This is a genomic window from Flavobacterium psychrophilum, from assembly GCA_001708385.1.
GTDB lineage: Bacteria > Bacteroidota > Bacteroidia > Flavobacteriales > Flavobacteriaceae > Flavobacterium > Flavobacterium psychrophilum_A.
In genome coordinates, this window is sequence record CP012388.1 from 1,027,343 (window position 1) to 1,045,318 (window position 17,976).

Genomic DNA, 17,976 nt, shown 5'->3' on the forward strand with positions numbered 1-17,976 from the left:
TCATGAAAAACATAAAATATATACTCCTCTTAACTATTGGTTTGCTGTTCACCGCCTGTGAAGAAGTCGTAGACGTAGACCTTGATACAGCAGAGCCACGCCTTGTGGTTGATGCGAACATCAATTGGATTAAAGGAACAGACGGCAGCCAGCAAACTGTTAGGCTTACCACTACCGGAAGCTATTATGAAGATATTGTACCTGTAGTATCGGGCGCAACGGTTTTTGTAACCAATAATGACACTAATACTGTATTTACCTTTACTGAAGACGCAGGAACAGGAAACTACAACTGCACTAACTTTGTGCCGGTAATAGGCAATAATTATACATTGACCGTTGTATATGAAGGTGAGACTTATAATGCGACAGACAAACTCTACACAACGCCGGATATCACAAGGATTGTTCAGAACAACGAGGGTGGTTTCCTTAACGAAGACGTTGAAGTAAGGTTGTTCTTTATGGATGATGGCAATGAAGACAATTACTACCTTACACGTTACGATACTGATGTATTGCCGTTTCCTGACTATGATGTTCTTGATGACGAATTTTTCCAGGGAAATGAAATGTTCAATTTCATTTCAGATGAAGACTTTAAAGCCGGTGATGTTATCCATATCAAGCTCCAAGGCATTTCTGAACGCTACTATAATTACATGAGCATACTTACCGAACTCGCCGGTGGCGGTGCGGGAGGTGGTCCTTTCCAGACACCACCTGTAAATGTGAGAGGGAATATCCTTAATCAAACGAATCAGGGCAATTTCGCGTTAGGATATTTCAGGCTTGGCGAAGTAACCGCTGTTGATTACACAATTGAGTAATTACGGCATTATGTTTGTGCCTTGTTGGTAAACAAAAGCTTATGAAAAAATTTACGCTGTTGTTAATCATACTTTGTGCGTCATTACACTCCTGTGAAGAAGTGGTAGATGTACAAACCGGTACTATGGAACCAAAATTGGTTGTAGACGCTTCTATCAACTGGATAAAAGGTACATCAGGTAAATATCAGGTCATAAGGCTTAGTACAACTGCAGATTATTATGATGAACAGGCTCCATCGGCAAGTGGTGCTATAGTAGAAGTTAGTGCCGGTAATGGCCAAAGATTCACTTTTTTGGAAGATGATGCTATAGCCGGTAACTATTTGTGCGATGATTTTGTCCCGCTGCTTTACGAAACCTATACATTAACAGTAATATATAAAGGTGAGACATATACGGCTTCGGAAACCTTATATCCGGCTCCCGATTTACTATATACTACTCAGGAAAAAGGAGGTTTTTTAGGCGATGGTAAAATTATAAAGGCCTTTTTTATGGATACGCCTAATCAGGAAAACTTTTATATCCACCAGTTTTCGCGAGAAGGAAAATTATCTCAGGTTGCAGTATTTGACGATTCTTTCGTAGACGGAAATGAAACCTTTACTGTCCGCTTCTTTGACGAGCTTCCTAAAGACCAGATAGTACAAATTAACCTTATAAGTATTTCTGAACGGTATTACAATTATATGAATAAGATACTCACCACTGTTTCAGATGGTAATATCGGTCCGTTTCAGGTAGCCCCTGCTCAACTGCGGGGAAACATTATCAATCAAACTAATGAAGAAGATACTGCCTTTGGCTATTTCAGGCTATCGGAAGTTTCGCAGATAGAACATACCGTAGAGTAAACGATTTTATGTTAACTTTGTAAAAGGATCAATCAGTACCATCTGGCTGATCCTTTTTAATTTGCCTAAAACTTTAGACCTAAGATATGTCATCACACCATATAGTACGCGACGACCAGGAACCCGCTTTAATTATTGCCAATGGCGCCGAATGCAGCAGGGAATTGCTGGGTCAGCTACTGGAGTGGTCGCCGCTTGTTATTGTGCTTGACAATGCCATGCCCAGGGTTATGGAACTTGGCATAAAAGTAGATGTACTTTTAGGGGATTTTGACCGTGGTTTTGATGCCGAATATTATCGTTCGCAACAGTATCCGCTTGAAATTGTACACACACCAGATCAGGATAAAACCGATCTTGAAAAGGCCTTTGAATATCTTATAGGCCGTGGCTTTCCTGCGGTAAATGTAATCTGGGCTACGGGGCGCCGTGCAGATCATACCATCACTAACATCACCAACATTGTACGTTTTAGAGGTCAACTTAAAATTGTTGTACTCGACGATCATTCAAAAATATTTTTGTTGCCTTCAAAGTTTGAAAAATGGTATCCTTCGGGTACTCCTTTGTCGCTTATTCCCATAGGGAAAGTTTCTGGTATCAACAGTAAAAACCTTAAATATGAATTGAATAACGACGAACTGACTATTGGTTACCGTACCGGAAGCAGCAATGAAGCCCTTGCTGATGGCGTTGTAACGATAGAACACAAAGAAGGTGATTTGCTGATGATGGAATGCTTTGATTAGATATGGATTTGGTTATCTGGTTATTCGAAGTGTTACAAATAACCAAATGGACAAATAACCAAATCAACATTTTAGTATCTTTGTAAATAAAGCCAAACAGAATGAAATTCAACGTAGTATCTGACTATAAGCCAACGGGCGACCAGCCTGCGGCTATTAAACAACTGAGTGCGGGGATAAATGAAGGAGAACGTTTCCAGACGCTGCTGGGTGTTACAGGATCGGGTAAGACTTTTACCATGGCTAATGTAATACAGGAAGTGCAAAAACCTACATTGGTGCTTGCCCATAATAAAACACTTGCGGCTCAGCTGTACAGTGAATTCAAACAATTTTTCCCTAATAATGCGGTGGAGTATTTCGTATCATACTACGACTACTACCAGCCCGAAGCCTATATTCCGGTTACAGGAACATACATAGAAAAAGACCTTTCCATTAACGAGGAACTGGAAAAGATGCGTCTTAGCACCACCTCTTCCCTGCTTTCAGGGCGAAGGGATATTATTGTGGTAGCATCGGTATCATGCCTTTATGGTATTGGTAACCCTGTGGAATTCCAAAAAAACGTGGTATCTATTGCGCGTGGTGAAATGATATCGCGTACAAAGCTATTGCACCGTTTGGTACAAAGTTTATATGCGCGTACTGAAGCCGACTTTACCCCCGGGACGTTCCGCATAAAAGGTGATACGGTAGAGGTTTTTCCAAGCTATGGGGACGAGCCATTTAGAATCCACTTTTTTGGTGATGAAATTGAAGAGATTGAAGCGTTTGACAAAGCATCATCTAAAGTAATTGAGAAATACGACCGGTTGAATATATATCCTGCCAACATGTTTGTTACGAGTCCGGATGTGCTTCAGGGTGCTATATGGGACATTCAGCAGGATCTTGTAAAACAGGTAGACTACTTTAAGCAGATAGGCAAACACCTTGAAGCAAAGCGTCTTGAAGAACGTACTAACTTCGACCTTGAAATGATACGTGAGCTAGGCTACTGTTCGGGTATTGAAAACTATTCCCGCTACCTGGACCGCCGTTTGCCGGGTACACGACCGTTCTGTCTGTTAGATTACTTCCCGAAAGACTTCCTTATGGTAATTGACGAAAGTCACGTTACCGTGAGCCAGGTGCATGCCATGTACGGCGGTGACCGCTCGCGTAAGGAGAACCTCGTGGAATTTGGGTTCAGGCTTCCCGCTGCGATGGATAACCGTCCGCTTAAGTTTGAGGAGTTTGAAGCAATGCAGAATCAGGTAGTTTACGTAAGTGCTACCCCTGCCGATTACGAGATGCAAAAATCGGGAGGTGTATTTGTAGAACAGATTATCAGGCCTACCGGACTTTTAGATCCGATTATTGAAATTCGCCCGAGCCTTAACCAGATAGACGACCTGATTGAAGAAATTCAGCAGCGTGTAGAACTTGACGAACGTGTACTTGTTACTACCCTGACCAAGCGTATGGCCGAAGAACTCGCCAAATACCTGACTAAAGTATCTATCCGATGCCGATACATTCACTCTGAAGTGGATACGCTGGAACGTGTAGAGATCATGCAGGATTTACGCCGCGGTATATTCGATGTACTCATAGGTGTTAACCTTTTAAGGGAGGGGCTTGACTTACCTGAAGTTTCGTTAGTCGCAATTCTCGATGCCGACAAAGAAGGTTTCCTACGTAGCAATCGTTCACTGACACAGACTGTTGGTCGTGCCGCGCGTAACGTAAATGGTAAAGCCATAATGTATGCCGACAAAATAACCGACAGTATGCAGCGTACCATAGACGAAACAAACTACAAACGTGAAAAGCAGCACAACTATAATGTAGCTCACGGTAAAGTGCCAATGTCGCTGAATAAAAAGATAGAGAAAAATACGCTGGGTAAAAGCGAGGCTTATAAAATTGAACACGCGCCTAAAATTGCTGCCGAACCCGATACTACGTATATGGCAAAAGGCGATATTGAGAAAATCATCCGCGACAAGCGTAAAGCTATGGAGAAAGCCGCCAAAGAACTCGACTTTTTAATGGCTGCGAAACTGAGGGATGAAATTAAAGCATTACAGGAGAAAGTGTAGTAGTACTATACATCAATATAATTTTAAAAAAAAGACTGCAATTGTTTGTGGTCTTTTTTATTTTATTAAATTTCAGCAACCTAAAACCAATTAAACCTAACTATATGAAAAACTTAGCCGCCTTGCTAATCATCTGCCTTGTAACAGTAACAGCTTCTGCACAAAGGGTAAACTCTGACTATTTCAAGTACAATGATGCTGTGGATTTTAAAGTTAAATTCTTTACAAGTTCCAAAACCAGCAACACAGGCAATGACGTTGCAGGAACCCTGAACGTAGCCCGAAAAGGAGAATCTTTTAAACAGGGTGTTTTTGAATTCAGGAATAATACAGACCAGGATCAGGTTATAAATTTTAGCGAGCTTTTTATTGTAGACAATGCAGGGCAGAAACACCAGGCAAAAGTGGTAACACAAGCAATGAAAATGACATCTAACCCCGAAAAACTGGAAATGACCCTAAAATCTAAAAAAGAGAAAACCTTTATTATTGAATTTTGGCCGCCATTCCCAAAAGACCAGTTACCAAAACTTATGGTTAGAGATGTATTGATCGATTTACCGGGAGCAGCGAAGTAATTATCTATAACATATGATAAAGCTATACTTTGTTGCAATTTATTTCATTTTTGGCTACAACGTTTGTTCGGCACAATTTGCAGTTGTTAATGACCCTGACGGTTATAGTAACTTGAGAGAAGCGCCTGGAAAATCTAAAATTATAACCCAATTAAGAAATGGCGCAATCGTTTATGGGCTACCTGAGTATCGTCAGATAGCAAAGGAATGGGCTGCTTTGGTGAAATCAACACTAAATACCTGGATAATAACAAATAGCAATGAAAAAAAATATTACCATCCTTTTATTTTTATGTATAAGTTCTATAATTGTTAATGCACAAAGTATAAACAACAAAAATTGTAATATTCAAAGCTATAATTTAATCAAATCTGACTTTGAAGGATTTACCGTATATAAACAAATTAAAGAAAGTAATGACACCTTAGTTTCTAAAAACTTTATTGCTGACAGCGAAAATTATTTTGATTTGATGGCTATCAAAATAAATAAAAGAAAATATAGAATAATAGTTATCGAATACAGTCCTAAAGTTAAAACAAGTTGCAAAGCAACGACATACATATACAACAATAAAACAACTAATATTAGTATTGAAAGATTATCCTATTCTATGAAATGGGAATGTATTGGCATCCCCGAAAATTATGATTGGGATAAAGAACTAAAATATTCTAAATTAATTAATGAGGCAGTAACCGTTAAACTTTTTAAAGAGTTGTTAGCTAATAATTAAGTCGTAATTGGGCTTCAATAATGTAAATTTTCTTTCTCAATAACATTTCAACCTGATCAACTACCTGTTAAACAAATCTTAAACAATCTTACGGTAATATACAGCACCTCAATTTTTTATATCTTTAGCTATCAACACATAAGATATGAATTCAATAGCCTACTTTGAGATTCAGGCGCACGAGCCGGAAAAAGCAATTGCATTTTACAATACAGTATTCGGATGGAAATTTACACAGGACAAAGACCTGCCTATTGAATACTACCGTATTGAAACCAACGGCATGCACGGCGGACTTTTAAAACGCCCCGCCCCTGCTCCAGGAACCGAAAATGGAACGAATGCCTACACCTGCTCTATAGAAGTAGAAAACTTTGACGATACTGCCGACAAGATAATGGCTAACGGTGGCGATGTAGCTTTACCTAAATTTGCTATTCACGGCAAGTGCTGGCAAGGTTATTTTATAGATACAGATAACAATACTTTCGGAATTTTTCAGGTAGATGAAACCGCTGACAATTCTACTTTTTAAGTCATAACAATAATATAATCAGAAACTTCAGGTATTTTTTATACATTCGCCGTCAGTTAATTAAACTAATCTGACCCGATAGTATGAAATACACTGTTGTAAAAATGCCGGTAAGAAAAATCGTTTTTATACTATTCAGCATACTGCTCTTTCAGGGGTTGGCTGCTCAGGATACTATTCAACGTAAGTCTATAGTTACTTTAAACGTATTTTCAGTCCTGGCTAGCCAGGCACCACGCTGGGAAGTAGGGTATATTCGTAATATTAGCAAAAGGGTATGGCTTGGTGTAGAGCTGGGTTACGGCAACCACGATATCACTATTAATGATGTAAGCGGTAGGGACAGGCTTAATGATGACTATCAGATTTTCGAGATAAGACCCGCAGTATATTTTGACCTTCGTCCTGAAAAGAAGCTGAAACACCTGGCCTCATTCGAATTGTACTTTATTCATCATACCGATACTTTTGAGCGATCGAGTTACTATGCCCCTTCTGAATTCATGTCGTACAGGTACGATATCGCAGACTACAAACGAATTAAATATGGTTTCAACCTGAATTACAATCTATTGTATAACTTCGGGAGCAGAATATCGCTAATGCAGACAATTGGTTTAGGGCTACGCATCAGGGATGTTAGCTTTCGCAACGTTGTAAATAAAACCGAAGACCCCTACAATGATGACAATGAAAGCTTTATTTTTCCGGTAATCGACAGATACCTTAATACTACAGGAACAGCAAGCGCCTTCAACTTTAATTTAGATCTGAAATTACTGTACAGGTTTAAATAGAAAATGCTCCGGTTAAGGAGCATTTCTTTTGTAAGTTAAGTATCGTATTACTTATAGTATTCTGCAATCATTTCAATAAGTTTTTCTTCACTCATTTTGTTGGATGTACTCTCGCTGGAAACTGCATTTTTATATTGCGGAGTTTCTGACAGGAACTTTATAAACTGTTCCTGAGAATCGCCGGTACCGGTAATGTGTATCTCGTCTACATTTTGCATTAAGGCTGCAATTTCTTTAAAGAACTTTTGAGTTAATCCTCTTTCGTGGTTATTCTTGGTGTTTTCGTTAGAATTACCTTCTGCGCCGGGATTACTTACATGACCTACTACCGTAAAATCATCATTACTAGATGTTTCTCTTGCTATCACAGTTGCACTATGGGAATCCATCCATACACCGAATTGTTTTTTATCAGACATAATTTATTATTTCTATAAATGTACCTCTTATCAACTCCTTATTATTTTAATTGTGTTAAGATTATGATTGTCTGTTATTTGTAAAATCTGTTATCATTCTTTTGAGCAAAAAAAAATGTTCTCATAAGAGAACATTGAAACTGTATGCATTAATTTTGCTGCGCCCTGAAAAGCGCATATAGCAAATCGGGATCTATCATTCCGGTTGGCGAAAGCTTCATTTCATTCAGTACACCTTTCATAGCGTATGGGCTAAGCCCCATGTTAATACCCATTTCACGAATAGCCACCTGCTCATTATCATGCAGTATTCCGTCTGCCTGCATCAATAATGCAAGTCTATAAAATTGTAATATTCGCTGATGTTCAGATTTTATAACCACCTTCTCTGCCGGTTCGTTAAAAAGTCCATCAAAAGTATCGGGGTCAATTCTAAGCTGTTTGGCTACAAGCGCAAGAAACTGATGTTCCCTTTCATGTATGCTTCCGTCAATTTTAGCAAAAGCGATCATTTCGGTCAGCAGGCTCAGTTTTTCTTTGTAGGTATTCATTGCAATAGTTAATTTTAGCTAAATTATCGTTTTGGTTAAAAAAAACAAACATATGAGCCACAAATTTCTACTATTCCTTTTGTATCTTTCTTATATGAATACAAACGCACAAAACCATACCTATTCTAAAAACGTTACTACGTTTACCATACACTCACCCGAACTCAATACAGACAAAAAGATATGGGTGTACCTCCCTGAAAATAATGGAACTGACTCCGTAAAATATCCTGTGCTGTATATGCATGACGGACAAAACCTGTTTGACAGTGCAACGGCTTTTTCCGGCGAATGGCGTATCGATGAGCAGCTGGACAGCCTGCAAGCTCAGACAATTGTTATTGGTATTGAACACGGTGGCGATAAACGTATTGACGAGCTTACCCCCTACACAAATGAAAAATATGGCGGCGGACAGGCAGACAAATACCTTGATTTCCTCGTTAATACCTTAAAACCATACATTGATAGTAACTATCATACAAAGCCGGATAAAGAAAACACAGCTATCCTCGGAAGCTCTGTGGGTGGGCTGATTTCATTTTATGCCGTTTTAAAATATCCTAAAGTATTCGGGAAAGCAGGGATATTCTCACCTTCATTTTGGTTTAATGATGCCATATACGACGATGCCATTAACACACCCCGCATTGAAACACGCCTTTATTTTATGGCGGGCGACCATGAAAGCACCGAAATGATTGCCGATCTTGACCGTATGCTTGAAATTGTAAATACAAAGGTGAGTAATAAAAATATCCATAAGAAGATAGTTCACAACGGCAGGCATAATGAGGAACTTTGGGCAAAAGAATTTAAAGAAGCGTATTTGTGGTTATTTAATTAGGTCAATATGTGGATTGGGTTATTTGGTTTTGATCCCCAGATGATTACGCTAATCTCTTTTCAACCGGATTGAGTACCATATAACCAAATCTACAAATAACCAAATCACTATGAAACAGACAACCAAATCCACGAAAAAACATTACTTTTGCTAAAAATAAGCAAGAATGAATAACAACGATGTATTTAAAAAGCTGCGTGTAGCACTTCAATTAAGGGATGACCAAATAGTGGAAATATTAGAACTGGTTGACTTTAGGATATCTAAAGCCGAACTTGGTGCTTTTTTCCGTGCTGAAGATCACCCTAATTTTATGGAGTGTGGCGACCAGGTATTGCGTAACTTTTTAAACGGACTAATTATTCACTTACGCGGAACGAAGGAAGCGCCTAAAAATGCTATGGACGTAATTAACCAAAATAGTGAGGCTGTAGCTGCCGCTAAAAAAGAAAGGCCTGCTACGTCATCTGCACCTTTCGAAAAACCTAAAAAGCCTGCTGCAAAAAAGCAGCCTATGAAAGGTCCGCCACAACGCCCTAAAAAACCGGCACCGGTAGTTGAAAAAGTAAAGTTCAACAACGGAAAGGCTAAGAAAAAATAATCTTAACTTGATTTATAGCATAAAAAAAGAGCCTTAAGGCTCTTTTTGTGTTTCTTAGGGAATCTGCTTATTCCGGCGCTATTACTGGCCCATCCCACTGGGATATACCACCTATAAGGTTATAAGTCGTTTCAAAACCAAGCTGTCCCATTATGTTGCACGCCTGTCCGCTACGGGCTCCGGCAGCACAGTATACGTAATAATTCTTGCTCTTATCAAGTTCTTCAACGGCATAGATAAAACCCTGCCCTTTGTAAATATCGATATTAATTGCTCCGGGTATAATTCCGCGGTTCCATTCGTCTTCAGTGCGAACGTCCAGTATTACAGCATTGCTGTCTGCCTGCGACTGTGCCCACCATTCTTCCTGAGATATATTCATTTGTTCGTTGTTTTGTGCAAAGGTATTATGCTTTTATAGAACAGCCAATAGCCTTAGTCTCTTTTACGCTTACTTCTTTACCTTTTACAAGGGCATCAACAGCGTTTTCTACATATTTTGTTTTTACAGCAGCGGCGTCTTCGTAGTTATCATCTATAGCACCAATGTATTTTACCACATTGCCTTTAGCTGTTTTTTGAAGCACATACACATGAGGTGTTTTTGTCGCACCATACTGAGGATATATTTTTTGTCCTTCATCAAAAAGGTATGGGAAAGTAAATTTCTTAGCTTTAGCTTTCTCCTGCATTTTAGCAAAACTGTCTTCTTTTTGCTTCTCCGGATTATTAGGATTAATGGCCACTACAGGGTATCCAAGTTTCTTGTATTTTTTATCTAAAGCGTTGATCCTATCCTCATAAGCCTGAGCATACGGACAATGGTTGCATGTAAACACAACGATATAACCTTTTGCATCTTTAATATCTTTTAAAGATACTTTTTTGTTATCTACATTCTTTAAGCTGAAGTCGGTGGCTATATCTCCTACTTTATAGCCTTCGGCAGGTTTGGTAAATGCAGCAAGAAAGGTAACAAGCATTACTGCTCCAAAAATTTTTATTGTTTTCATTGATTATATATTTATTTAAAATTACTTACTTCTTTTTCCAGTTCTGCATAAGTGAAAGACTTTTCATAAAACTTACGCATGTCCTTATTATATATAAGTGTCGCCGGAAGCGCGCCACTCCATGTGGAATCTACTTTTGGAAGCCATGTATTCTGATCGGGATCTCTTAAATACACCACATCGCTTTTAAGCTGTTTCTCCTTAATAAAAGGAAGTAGTTTGCTCTCTACCATCTTGTACATATCAAGGCTAACAAGCATGACCTTAATCTTATCTTTCTTGTATTTAGCATTTAGCTCTTCAAAATACGGCAGTTCTTCAACGCATGGCACACACCAGGTTGCCCAGAAATTTACTACATAGGTAGTATCATTTTTCTGAGTCAGGAAGTACTCCAGCTTATCAAAGTCGTACGCTTTTACACTCACACCATCTTTAGAATATACTTTTAACGGTGCCGGAGCGTCAGGTTTAGAAACCTCCGGAACTTCTGTAACCGGTTCTTCCGTAATCTTTGGCGCCTCTGTCTCTACTTTTTTATTACATGATGCTATAAGCATCCCTGCAAGCATCAGCATGATGGCTTTATTTTTGTATCGCTTCATAAGCATATTTGTCTTTTGGATTAATCCACTAAAATTAAGCCCTAAAAGCGCATCAAAAAAAAATTAAGAAAATTTTAACACAACATTTGTATGTACAAACATAAATTTACATACATTTGTACATACAAATTTTGTAATTACAAATATGAAAATAGAAGATATCATAAAATCAACTACTGCGATGACTCCTTCAAAAAGGACGACGCTTAATATTTTGTACACACAAAATGTTATCGCAGAAAACTTTAACGAAACAATGAAGCGTTACGATATATCGTCAGAACAATTTAACGTACTGAGGATATTGAGAGGCCAGAAAGGTAAACCATGCAATATGGGGCTTATACAGGACAGGATGATAGCCAAAACCAGCAACACTACGCGACTGGTTGACAAACTGCTACTTAAAGATCTTGTTACACGTGGCGTTTGCGAAGAAAACAGAAGGAAAATGGAGGTACTTATTACCGAGAAAGGCCTTGAATTACTAAAAGAACTTGACCCGATAGTGACAGCGCACGAAGATAAATTTGCAAATAACCTGACTATCGAAGAACTGGAACAATTAAATAATTTGTTAGAAAAATATAGAACAATATAAATAAATAGTACGATGTTAAATTATATAGACAGCCTTAATTGGCGTTATGCTACAAAAAAATATGATGCTTCTAAGAAAGTATCTAGCGAAGATCTTGAAACATTAAAAGAAGCTGTAAGGCTTAGTGTTTCTTCAGTAGGGCTTCAGCCTTATAAAATATTTGTTGTTGAAAGCCAGGAAATGCGCGACAAACTTAAAGTTGCAGCCGGCGGAAACAACCAAAATATTATTGCAGAATCATCTGCAGTGTTTGTATTTGCGAATGAACTTAATGTTGGCGACCAACAGGTTGAAGCTTACATTAATAACATAAGCCAGATACGTGGTGTTGCTAAAGAAAGCGTAAAAGGTTTTGGCGATTATATCTCAGGATTTTTAGGAAGCCTTACCGAAGAGCAGAAAAACATCTGGACTGCAAAACAGTCTTATATTGCTCTTTCTACTCTTATAAATGCTGCCGCACTGCTAAAAATTGACACTACAGCTATGGAAGGCTTTAACGCAGAAGAGTTCAACACGATTTTAGGTCTTGACAAACTAGGACTTAACGCTGCTGTTATTGCTGCAGTAGGTTACAGGCATGAAGAAGATGCTATGCAGCATGCTGTTAAGGTAAGAAAACCAAAAGATCAATTATTCGTAACTCTTTAATTAGTAATTTAATAACCCAAAATAATTTTTAAAAACAATGAAAAATCTAAAATCAATTGCAATTGCATTAGTAGCGCTTGTAACTATTACAGCTAACGCTCAGGATAAAAAAATTAACGCAGCGAAAAGTAAAATCAGCTGGGTTGGTGAAAAAGTAACCGGAAAACACGAAGGTACTATCAACGTTAAAGACGGTGTTCTTACTTTTAAAGCTGATAAACTTACAGGTGGTAATGTAACTGTAGATATGACTTCTGTACAGGTAACTGATCTTAAAGCTGGTGAAGGTAAAGAAAAACTTGAAGGCCACTTAAAAGCTGCTGATTTCTTTGGCACTGACAAACATGCGACTTCTAAGATCGTTTTCAAATCTGCAAAAGCTAAATCTGCAGGTGTTTACACTGTAACAGGTGACCTTACAATCAAAAACATTACAAAACCTGTAACTTTTGATCTTACTGTAGGTAAAAACACTGCTACTTCTACTTTTAAAGTTGACAGAACTAAATATGATATTACTTACGGATCTAAAAGCTTCTTCGACAGCATTGGAGACAAAGCTATCTACGATGAGTTTACTTTAACTGTAAACCTTGCTTTCTAATATCCAAAAGATATTTAAATTGAACAAACCCACGCATTGCGTGGGTTTTTGTTTATTTATACGTTACTACGATTCTAAATTACTTGTTTACTGAACTCGTCAGGGCAAGCCATTGTAACTAATCTGAAACTATTTAAAACCTCAACATTTAAGTCACTTTAAAACAGCCCTTCAATAGAAAGATAACGCTCCCCTGTATCGTAATTAAAAGTGACAACTACCGCATCTTCAGGAATTTCAGCCAGTTTTTTATTCACGGCGGCTAATGAAGCCCCTGTAGATATACCTGCAAGCAGCCCTTCTTTTTTGGCGGCGTCACGCGAAAATTCAAAAGCCTCATCTTTTCCTACCTGAATTACACCGTCAATAAGGCCGCTTTGGTAAATAGATGGTACAAATCCTGCCCCTATTCCCTGAATCGGATGCGGCGCCGGGCTTCCTCCGCTTAATACAGGCGATAATTCAGGCTCAACCGCAAAGACCTTCAGGTTAGGGAATTTTTCTTTTAAAACAGCCGCTACGCCTGTTATATGTCCTCCGGTTCCCACTCCTGTAATTAAATAATCTATTCCATCAGGAAAATCTTCCAACAATTCTTTAGCCGTAGTACGCTTATGCACCTCAACATTAGCCTGGTTATCAAACTGGCTTGGCGACCATCCGTTTGGTGTAGCTGCTGTTAACTCAGCAGCCCTTTCAATAGCCCCTTTCATGCCCTTTTCACGTGGTGTCAGCTCAAACTCTGCCCCGTAAATAGACATTAGTTTCCTTCGCTCAACGCTCATACTTTCGGGCATAACAAGAATCAGCTTATAGCCTTTTACAGCTGCCACAAGAGCCAGACCGATACCGGTATTACCCGATGTAGGTTCTATAATAACGCTGTCTTTTGTCAGTATGCCTTTAGCCTCGGCATCTTCAATCATAGCTAGGGCAACCCTGTCTTTAATGCTGTTTCCCGGATTGTTTCGCTCTAATTTAATCCAGACATTTCGGTTTGGGAATAAGTTATTTAAATGTAAATGTGGCGTGTTGCCTATAGTTTCTAAAATGCTTTGCGCTTTCATATATATGGTGAATTTTAGATTACAAAATTTAATGGTTCAGGGAAATTATCCCTTGTTTTAATTGTTATTTCGCTTTTATGATATACCAATGAGTTAACGGGAACCGAATTGGTTACCCATACGTTTCCGCCAATAATGCTTCCATCGCCTATTACTGTACTACCACCAAGGATAGTCGCGTTGGCGTAAATGGTAACATTATTTCCAATGGTAGGATGACGTTTTACCGATGCTTCGGCTTTGCTTACACTTAGCGCACCAAGTGTAACACCCTGGTAAATTTTTACATCATTACCTATAAGCGAAGTTTCCCCGATTACGATACCCGTACCATGATCTATAAAGAAACGTTCGCCTATTACAGCACCGGGATGAATGTCAATTCCGGTTTTGCCATGAACATATTCACTTAGCATTCTCGGCAGTAGTGGAATGTTATTTTGCCACAACTCATGAGCTATCCGGTAAACCGATATTGCAAAGAATCCGGGATATGAAATAAGTACCTCAGCACGCGATTTAGCCGCAGGATCGAACTCAAAAATAGCTTTTAAATCATCTTCAAGTTTTTGATGAAGTTTGTCTACTTTGTACTTTAAGGATAAGACAAATGCATTTGCTTTATAGACTTCTAATCCTGCCACTTGTAACAAGTAGGAAAGTGTGTCTTCAAGTTCTTTTTCTTTCGCCAGAAAATAGTCGTAATCGGCATATTCCTCACCTATACAAAAGAGCCATTTAAAGAATTCTTCTATCCAGTTTTCGGTTTTAGACCGGTCCGGAAGCACACCCGCTTTTAAATAATTTGCGGTATAAATAGAGTGTTTCATAGTTAATGTAAAAAATAAAAGCCTCCCGTAACGAGAAGCTTTTGCAGTTATTTAAAGGCTTTTAAACCCGAATTTACGCCACAGCAAATGCTTCTTTTGTATAAAGACAACACAGGCAAACAGCGATATTTTGGTTTAATGCTCTCATGATTTTTAATTTATAGCCTAACAAATGTAAACAAAAAACTTTAATAGTCTACCACTTTAGTAGATTTATAACAGTAATAATTCAGCAGATATGTTTCATACATTTGCGGCATTATTACTACCCTACTTATGAAAAACATACTTGTTATAGACAATTACGACAGCTTTACATACAATCTTGTACACTACCTGGAAGACCTTGACTGTAAAGTTAGTGTGCTGAGAAACGATGAAATTGATATTGACGAACCCAAATATTATGACAAAATATTACTTTCTCCGGGTCCCGGAATTCCGGATGAAGCAGGGCTTTTAAAAGACATAATTAAAGAGTACGCATCTACAAAAAGCATCCTCGGAATATGCCTCGGACAACAGGCAATCGGGGAGGTTTTTGGAGGCACACTAATCAACCTGAATGAGGTGCATCACGGGGTAGCAGCGACCATTAAAATTGTAGTGGAAAATGAGCCGCTTTTTACAGGAATGGGTAATAAGATCGAAGTAGGCAGATACCATTCATGGAGTGTAAATAATGATGCTTTTCCTGAGGTGTTAGAGGTAACATCTGTGGACAAAAATGGAAGTATTATGTCGCTAAGGCATCGCTTCTACGATGTAAGAGGTGTGCAATTTCACCCCGAATCGATACTCACACCACAAGGAAAACAAATTTTAGCAAATTGGATCAATCTTAATTTATAGATAAACATATACTTTAATGAAAGCATTTAAAACTACTGAATAATAATACGATAAAAATTAACTATAGATAAATACTATTGCTGTTTTCGAAAACGTTTTTTGTTAAAAAATTGTTAACAACACCATTAAACAAACGTTTAATTTAAACAAGTGTTTAACTTTGCGTCGCAATTAACAAAGACAAAAAATGACGGAGTTTAACGACAAACAAACTGACATACTGCTGGCCGCGGAAAAGCTGTTTGCAGAAGAAGGGTTTGACGGCGCTTCCATCAGGACCATAGCAAAAGAAGCCAATGTAAATATTGCGATGATATCGTACTATTTTGGCTCTAAAGAAAAGCTACTTGAAGCGCTCATCATCCACCGCACATCAGGCATGAAAATGCAGCTTGAAAACATCTTCAAAGAAGACCTCTCCCCGCTTGAAAAAGTAGATAGGTTAATAGACCTTTACATATCGAGAATTCACAAAAACAAATGCATGTACCAGATACTGCATTTTGAACTTTCTACCAAAAAAAGAATTATGGATATGCAGTCTTTTATAGACATCAAAATCCAAAACCTTGAAGCATTTCACAGAATAATCCGCGAAGGGCAGGACCGCGGCGTATTCAGGAAAGATGTAAACATTATGCTTATTCCACCAACCATCATGGGAACACTGGTTCATTTCCAGATGAACAGGCTTTTCTTTGAGAAGTTTATAGACCTCAGCACAGAAGAAGCTTACGAACTCTACATAAGTAACGAGCTTACCGCTCACATTAAACAAACCATTAAAGCGCTTTTAGTACATGAAAATTAAGCACATACTGCCAGGCGGCCTCCTACTCTTTACACTTGCCTTTCAGGCACAGGAAAAGAAACCACTTTCGCTGGACGAGGCGATATCGCTTGCAGTTACAAAAAGTACCGAGGCTAACCTTGCCGACACTAAGGTAGCCACATCTAAATTTGACCTTGATAACACCAAGAACAATCAGTACCCTGATTTTAAGGTTTCGGGCCAATATATGAGAATCACGAACCCAACGGTTAAACTAAGGCTGCCCATAAGCAGTGCTGAACCGGCAGAAGGTGAAGAAGAAACCGCAACGGCGTCTCCAAAAGTAAACCAGATTATGTTTGCACAGGCAAGCTTTAGCATGCCCCTGTTTTCAGGCTTTAAGCTTAGAAACAGCGTAGATGCTTCAGAAAACATTTACAAGGCACAAACTTTTAATGCTGCCAGCACAAAAGAGCAACTTGCCATGCAGGCCATTGCACTTTATGTAAACCTTTACAAAGCGCAGGAATCGGTTACCCTGATACAGGAAAACTTAAAAAGTGCCAAACAACGTGTTACAGACTTTACAGCAATGGAGCAAAACGGGCTTTTAGCACGTAACGATTTCTTAAGAGCGCAGCTACAAGCCAGCAATGTGCAATTATCGCTTGATGACGCCCTTAAAAACGTTTCGACGATCAATTACCAGTTGGTGACACTTTTAAAGCTTCCTGAGGGCACGCAGATCGTTCCGAGTGGAGATTACTTTAAAAAACCGGACGGTATTACACCTTCGGTAACTTTAGAAGAAGCTATTGGGCAACGCAGCGACCTTGAAGCATTACGCTTTCAACATAAAGCAAGCGAGTCGAACGTTAAAATCGCAAAAGGAGACTACTACCCTTCTATCGCTTTATCTGCAGGTTACGTTGCACTTGATATTCAGAATGTAGCCCAGGTATACAATGCTGTTAACTTCGGTGTTGGTGTATCGTATGATATTGCAAACATTTTTAAGAACAGTAAAAAAGTAAAAGCAGCACAAAGCCGCGCCGAAGAAACACGCCAGCAGGTAGAGATACTTACCGACCGCGTTAAGATACAGGTACAGCAGGCGCAGGAAAACTATAACCTTAGCCTAAAACAAGACAAGGTATACACGGAGGCTGTTGAGCAGGCTACAGAAAACTATAGGATCGTTAAAGACAAATATGAAAACGGACTGAACGACACTAACGACCTTCTTGAGGCCGATGTTGAGCAGCTGCAGGCTAAAATAAACGAAGCATTCTCTAAAGGGGATATTACTCAGCGCTATTATGAACTGCTTAATGCTTCCGGAAAATTAACCAACTCTTTTAATCTTACACAAAACAAAAATTAATTATATCCA

24 protein-coding genes are annotated in these 17,976 nt (G+C 38.7%); 17 read left to right on the top strand and 7 right to left on the bottom strand.

Annotation, left to right across the window (positions count from 1 at the left end; genetic code table 11):
• The first annotated feature begins 2 nt into the window (after positions 1-2).
• The 9 genes from ALW18_04365 (at position 3) to ALW18_04405 (ending at position 7,170) form a co-directional block, all read left to right on the top strand.
• Positions 3-830 carry a hypothetical protein gene (locus ALW18_04365; GenBank protein ID AOE51816.1) on the top strand — a complete coding sequence of 276 codons (828 nt, stop codon included), beginning with the start codon at positions 3-5 and terminating at the stop codon, positions 828-830.
• A gap of 41 nt (positions 831-871) precedes the next feature.
• Positions 872-1,687, top strand: coding sequence for a hypothetical protein (locus ALW18_04370; GenBank protein ID AOE51817.1), 816 nt, complete (start codon positions 872-874; stop codon positions 1,685-1,687).
• A gap of 86 nt (positions 1,688-1,773) precedes the next feature.
• Entirely contained in the window at positions 1,774-2,436 is a 663-nt protein-coding gene (locus ALW18_04375) for a thiamine pyrophosphokinase (GenBank protein ID AOE51818.1), read from the top strand.
• Positions 2,437-2,537: 101 nt separating this feature from the next.
• The gene (locus ALW18_04380; GenBank protein ID AOE51819.1) at positions 2,538-4,523 is read left to right on the top strand and encodes an excinuclease ABC subunit B; all 1,986 of its coding nucleotides are present in this window, start codon (positions 2,538-2,540) and stop codon (positions 4,521-4,523) included.
• Between the two features lie 104 nt (positions 4,524-4,627).
• Positions 4,628-5,101 carry a hypothetical protein gene (locus ALW18_04385; GenBank protein ID AOE51820.1) on the top strand — a complete coding sequence of 158 codons (474 nt, stop codon included), beginning with the start codon at positions 4,628-4,630 and terminating at the stop codon, positions 5,099-5,101.
• Between the two features lie 13 nt (positions 5,102-5,114).
• Positions 5,115-5,417, top strand: coding sequence for a hypothetical protein (locus ALW18_04390; GenBank protein ID AOE51821.1), 303 nt, complete (start codon positions 5,115-5,117; stop codon positions 5,415-5,417).
• Positions 5,362-5,838, top strand: a complete 477-nt coding sequence (locus tag ALW18_04395; GenBank protein AOE51822.1) for a hypothetical protein — start codon at positions 5,362-5,364, stop codon at positions 5,836-5,838. Before ALW18_04390 ends, ALW18_04395 begins: the two co-directional genes overlap by 56 nt.
• A gap of 145 nt (positions 5,839-5,983) precedes the next feature.
• Complete coding sequence (locus ALW18_04400; GenBank protein ID AOE51823.1) at positions 5,984-6,373, top strand: lactoylglutathione lyase; 390 nt, start codon at positions 5,984-5,986, stop codon at positions 6,371-6,373.
• Between the two features lie 83 nt (positions 6,374-6,456).
• Positions 6,457-7,170: a hypothetical protein gene (locus tag ALW18_04405; GenBank protein AOE51824.1), complete on the top strand. Its 714-nt coding sequence runs from the start codon at positions 6,457-6,459 to the stop codon at positions 7,168-7,170.
• Positions 7,171-7,217: 47 nt separating this feature from the next.
• Here ALW18_04405 and ALW18_04410 read toward each other — a convergent pair whose 3' ends face one another.
• Together ALW18_04410 and ALW18_04415 are read right to left on the bottom strand one after the other, a co-directional pair.
• Positions 7,218-7,589, bottom strand: a complete 372-nt coding sequence (locus ALW18_04410) for a hypothetical protein (GenBank protein AOE51825.1) — start codon at positions 7,587-7,589, stop codon at positions 7,218-7,220.
• 149 nt (positions 7,590-7,738) lie between these two features.
• Positions 7,739-8,140, bottom strand: coding sequence for an excinuclease ABC subunit B (locus tag ALW18_04415; protein ID AOE51826.1), 402 nt, complete (start codon positions 8,138-8,140; stop codon positions 7,739-7,741).
• A 94-nt stretch (positions 8,141-8,234) separates the two neighbouring features.
• Between ALW18_04415 and ALW18_04420 the strand changes: the two genes are divergently transcribed.
• Both ALW18_04420 and ALW18_04425 read left to right on the top strand, forming a co-directional pair.
• Positions 8,235-8,987 (top strand): alpha-mannosidase, encoded by a 753-nt coding sequence (locus ALW18_04420; protein AOE51827.1) that lies wholly within the window; start codon positions 8,235-8,237, stop codon positions 8,985-8,987.
• Between the two features lie 166 nt (positions 8,988-9,153).
• Complete coding sequence (locus ALW18_04425; protein ID AOE51828.1) at positions 9,154-9,588, top strand: hypothetical protein; 435 nt, start codon at positions 9,154-9,156, stop codon at positions 9,586-9,588.
• A 67-nt stretch (positions 9,589-9,655) separates the two neighbouring features.
• Here the strand turns inward: ALW18_04425 and ALW18_04430 are convergent, their stop codons facing one another.
• From ALW18_04430 to ALW18_04440, 3 genes are read right to left on the bottom strand one after another with little or no spacing between them, the layout of a single operon-like run.
• Complete coding sequence (locus tag ALW18_04430) at positions 9,656-9,970, bottom strand: rhodanese (protein ID AOE51829.1); 315 nt, start codon at positions 9,968-9,970, stop codon at positions 9,656-9,658.
• A gap of 25 nt (positions 9,971-9,995) precedes the next feature.
• A complete protein-coding gene (locus ALW18_04435; protein ID AOE51830.1) occupies positions 9,996-10,601 on the bottom strand; it encodes a redoxin in 606 nt (201 codons plus the stop codon).
• 11 nt (positions 10,602-10,612) lie between these two features.
• Positions 10,613-11,212, bottom strand: a complete 600-nt coding sequence (locus tag ALW18_04440) for a hypothetical protein (GenBank protein ID AOE51831.1) — start codon at positions 11,210-11,212, stop codon at positions 10,613-10,615.
• Positions 11,213-11,351: 139 nt separating this feature from the next.
• Here ALW18_04440 and ALW18_04445 point away from each other — a divergent pair, with 139 nt between their 5' ends.
• The 3 genes from ALW18_04445 to ALW18_04455 are packed head-to-tail and all read left to right on the top strand — an operon-like array spanning position 11,352 to position 13,062.
• Positions 11,352-11,807 (top strand): MarR family transcriptional regulator, encoded by a 456-nt coding sequence (locus tag ALW18_04445; GenBank protein AOE51832.1) that lies wholly within the window; start codon positions 11,352-11,354, stop codon positions 11,805-11,807.
• A gap of 12 nt (positions 11,808-11,819) precedes the next feature.
• Positions 11,820-12,458, top strand: a complete 639-nt coding sequence (locus ALW18_04450; GenBank protein ID AOE51833.1) for a nitroreductase — start codon at positions 11,820-11,822, stop codon at positions 12,456-12,458.
• A 37-nt stretch (positions 12,459-12,495) separates the two neighbouring features.
• Positions 12,496-13,062, top strand: a complete 567-nt coding sequence (locus tag ALW18_04455; protein AOE51834.1) for a lipid-binding protein — start codon at positions 12,496-12,498, stop codon at positions 13,060-13,062.
• Positions 13,063-13,220: 158 nt separating this feature from the next.
• On the opposite strand, the gene ALW18_04460 is transcribed toward ALW18_04455, so the two are convergent.
• A complete protein-coding gene (locus ALW18_04460) occupies positions 13,221-14,129 on the bottom strand; it encodes a cysteine synthase (GenBank protein AOE51835.1) in 909 nt (302 codons plus the stop codon).
• Positions 14,130-14,143: 14 nt separating this feature from the next.
• Positions 14,144-14,959 carry a serine acetyltransferase gene (locus ALW18_04465; protein ID AOE51836.1) on the bottom strand — a complete coding sequence of 272 codons (816 nt, stop codon included), beginning with the start codon at positions 14,957-14,959 and terminating at the stop codon, positions 14,144-14,146.
• A gap of 276 nt (positions 14,960-15,235) precedes the next feature.
• On the opposite strand from ALW18_04465, the gene ALW18_04470 reads away from it, so the two are divergent.
• From ALW18_04470 to ALW18_04480, 3 genes are all read left to right on the top strand, one after another.
• Positions 15,236-15,811 (top strand): anthranilate synthase subunit II, encoded by a 576-nt coding sequence (locus ALW18_04470; GenBank protein ID AOE51837.1) that lies wholly within the window; start codon positions 15,236-15,238, stop codon positions 15,809-15,811.
• A gap of 187 nt (positions 15,812-15,998) precedes the next feature.
• Positions 15,999-16,622 (top strand): transcriptional regulator, encoded by a 624-nt coding sequence (locus tag ALW18_04475; protein ID AOE51838.1) that lies wholly within the window; start codon positions 15,999-16,001, stop codon positions 16,620-16,622.
• Positions 16,612-17,967 (top strand): transporter, encoded by a 1,356-nt coding sequence (locus ALW18_04480; GenBank protein AOE51839.1) that lies wholly within the window; start codon positions 16,612-16,614, stop codon positions 17,965-17,967. The genes ALW18_04475 and ALW18_04480 overlap by 11 nt, the downstream gene beginning before the upstream one ends.
• Positions 17,968-17,976 lie beyond the last annotated feature (9 nt).

Coding starts and splice junctions, on each gene's coding strand:
- ALW18_04365 (AOE51816.1), top strand. CDS start 3: ATGAAAAACATAAAATATATACTCCTCTTAACTATTGGTTTGCTGTTC.
- ALW18_04370 (AOE51817.1), top strand. CDS start 872: ATGAAAAAATTTACGCTGTTGTTAATCATACTTTGTGCGTCATTACAC.
- ALW18_04375 (AOE51818.1), top strand. CDS start 1,774: ATGTCATCACACCATATAGTACGCGACGACCAGGAACCCGCTTTAATT.
- ALW18_04380 (AOE51819.1), top strand. CDS start 2,538: ATGAAATTCAACGTAGTATCTGACTATAAGCCAACGGGCGACCAGCCT.
- ALW18_04385 (AOE51820.1), top strand. CDS start 4,628: ATGAAAAACTTAGCCGCCTTGCTAATCATCTGCCTTGTAACAGTAACA.
- ALW18_04390 (AOE51821.1), top strand. CDS start 5,115: ATGATAAAGCTATACTTTGTTGCAATTTATTTCATTTTTGGCTACAAC.
- ALW18_04395 (AOE51822.1), top strand. CDS start 5,362: ATGAAAAAAAATATTACCATCCTTTTATTTTTATGTATAAGTTCTATA.
- ALW18_04400 (AOE51823.1), top strand. CDS start 5,984: ATGAATTCAATAGCCTACTTTGAGATTCAGGCGCACGAGCCGGAAAAA.
- ALW18_04405 (AOE51824.1), top strand. CDS start 6,457: ATGAAATACACTGTTGTAAAAATGCCGGTAAGAAAAATCGTTTTTATA.
- ALW18_04410 (AOE51825.1), bottom strand. CDS start 7,589: ATGTCTGATAAAAAACAATTCGGTGTATGGATGGATTCCCATAGTGCA.
- ALW18_04415 (AOE51826.1), bottom strand. CDS start 8,140: ATGAATACCTACAAAGAAAAACTGAGCCTGCTGACCGAAATGATCGCT.
- ALW18_04420 (AOE51827.1), top strand. CDS start 8,235: ATGAATACAAACGCACAAAACCATACCTATTCTAAAAACGTTACTACG.
- ALW18_04425 (AOE51828.1), top strand. CDS start 9,154: ATGAATAACAACGATGTATTTAAAAAGCTGCGTGTAGCACTTCAATTA.
- ALW18_04430 (AOE51829.1), bottom strand. CDS start 9,970: ATGAATATATCTCAGGAAGAATGGTGGGCACAGTCGCAGGCAGACAGC.
- ALW18_04435 (AOE51830.1), bottom strand. CDS start 10,601: ATGAAAACAATAAAAATTTTTGGAGCAGTAATGCTTGTTACCTTTCTT.
- ALW18_04440 (AOE51831.1), bottom strand. CDS start 11,212: ATGCTTATGAAGCGATACAAAAATAAAGCCATCATGCTGATGCTTGCA.
- ALW18_04445 (AOE51832.1), top strand. CDS start 11,352: ATGAAAATAGAAGATATCATAAAATCAACTACTGCGATGACTCCTTCA.
- ALW18_04450 (AOE51833.1), top strand. CDS start 11,820: ATGTTAAATTATATAGACAGCCTTAATTGGCGTTATGCTACAAAAAAA.
- ALW18_04455 (AOE51834.1), top strand. CDS start 12,496: ATGAAAAATCTAAAATCAATTGCAATTGCATTAGTAGCGCTTGTAACT.
- ALW18_04460 (AOE51835.1), bottom strand. CDS start 14,129: ATGAAAGCGCAAAGCATTTTAGAAACTATAGGCAACACGCCACATTTA.
- ALW18_04465 (AOE51836.1), bottom strand. CDS start 14,959: ATGAAACACTCTATTTATACCGCAAATTATTTAAAAGCGGGTGTGCTT.
- ALW18_04470 (AOE51837.1), top strand. CDS start 15,236: ATGAAAAACATACTTGTTATAGACAATTACGACAGCTTTACATACAAT.
- ALW18_04475 (AOE51838.1), top strand. CDS start 15,999: ATGACGGAGTTTAACGACAAACAAACTGACATACTGCTGGCCGCGGAA.
- ALW18_04480 (AOE51839.1), top strand. CDS start 16,612: ATGAAAATTAAGCACATACTGCCAGGCGGCCTCCTACTCTTTACACTT.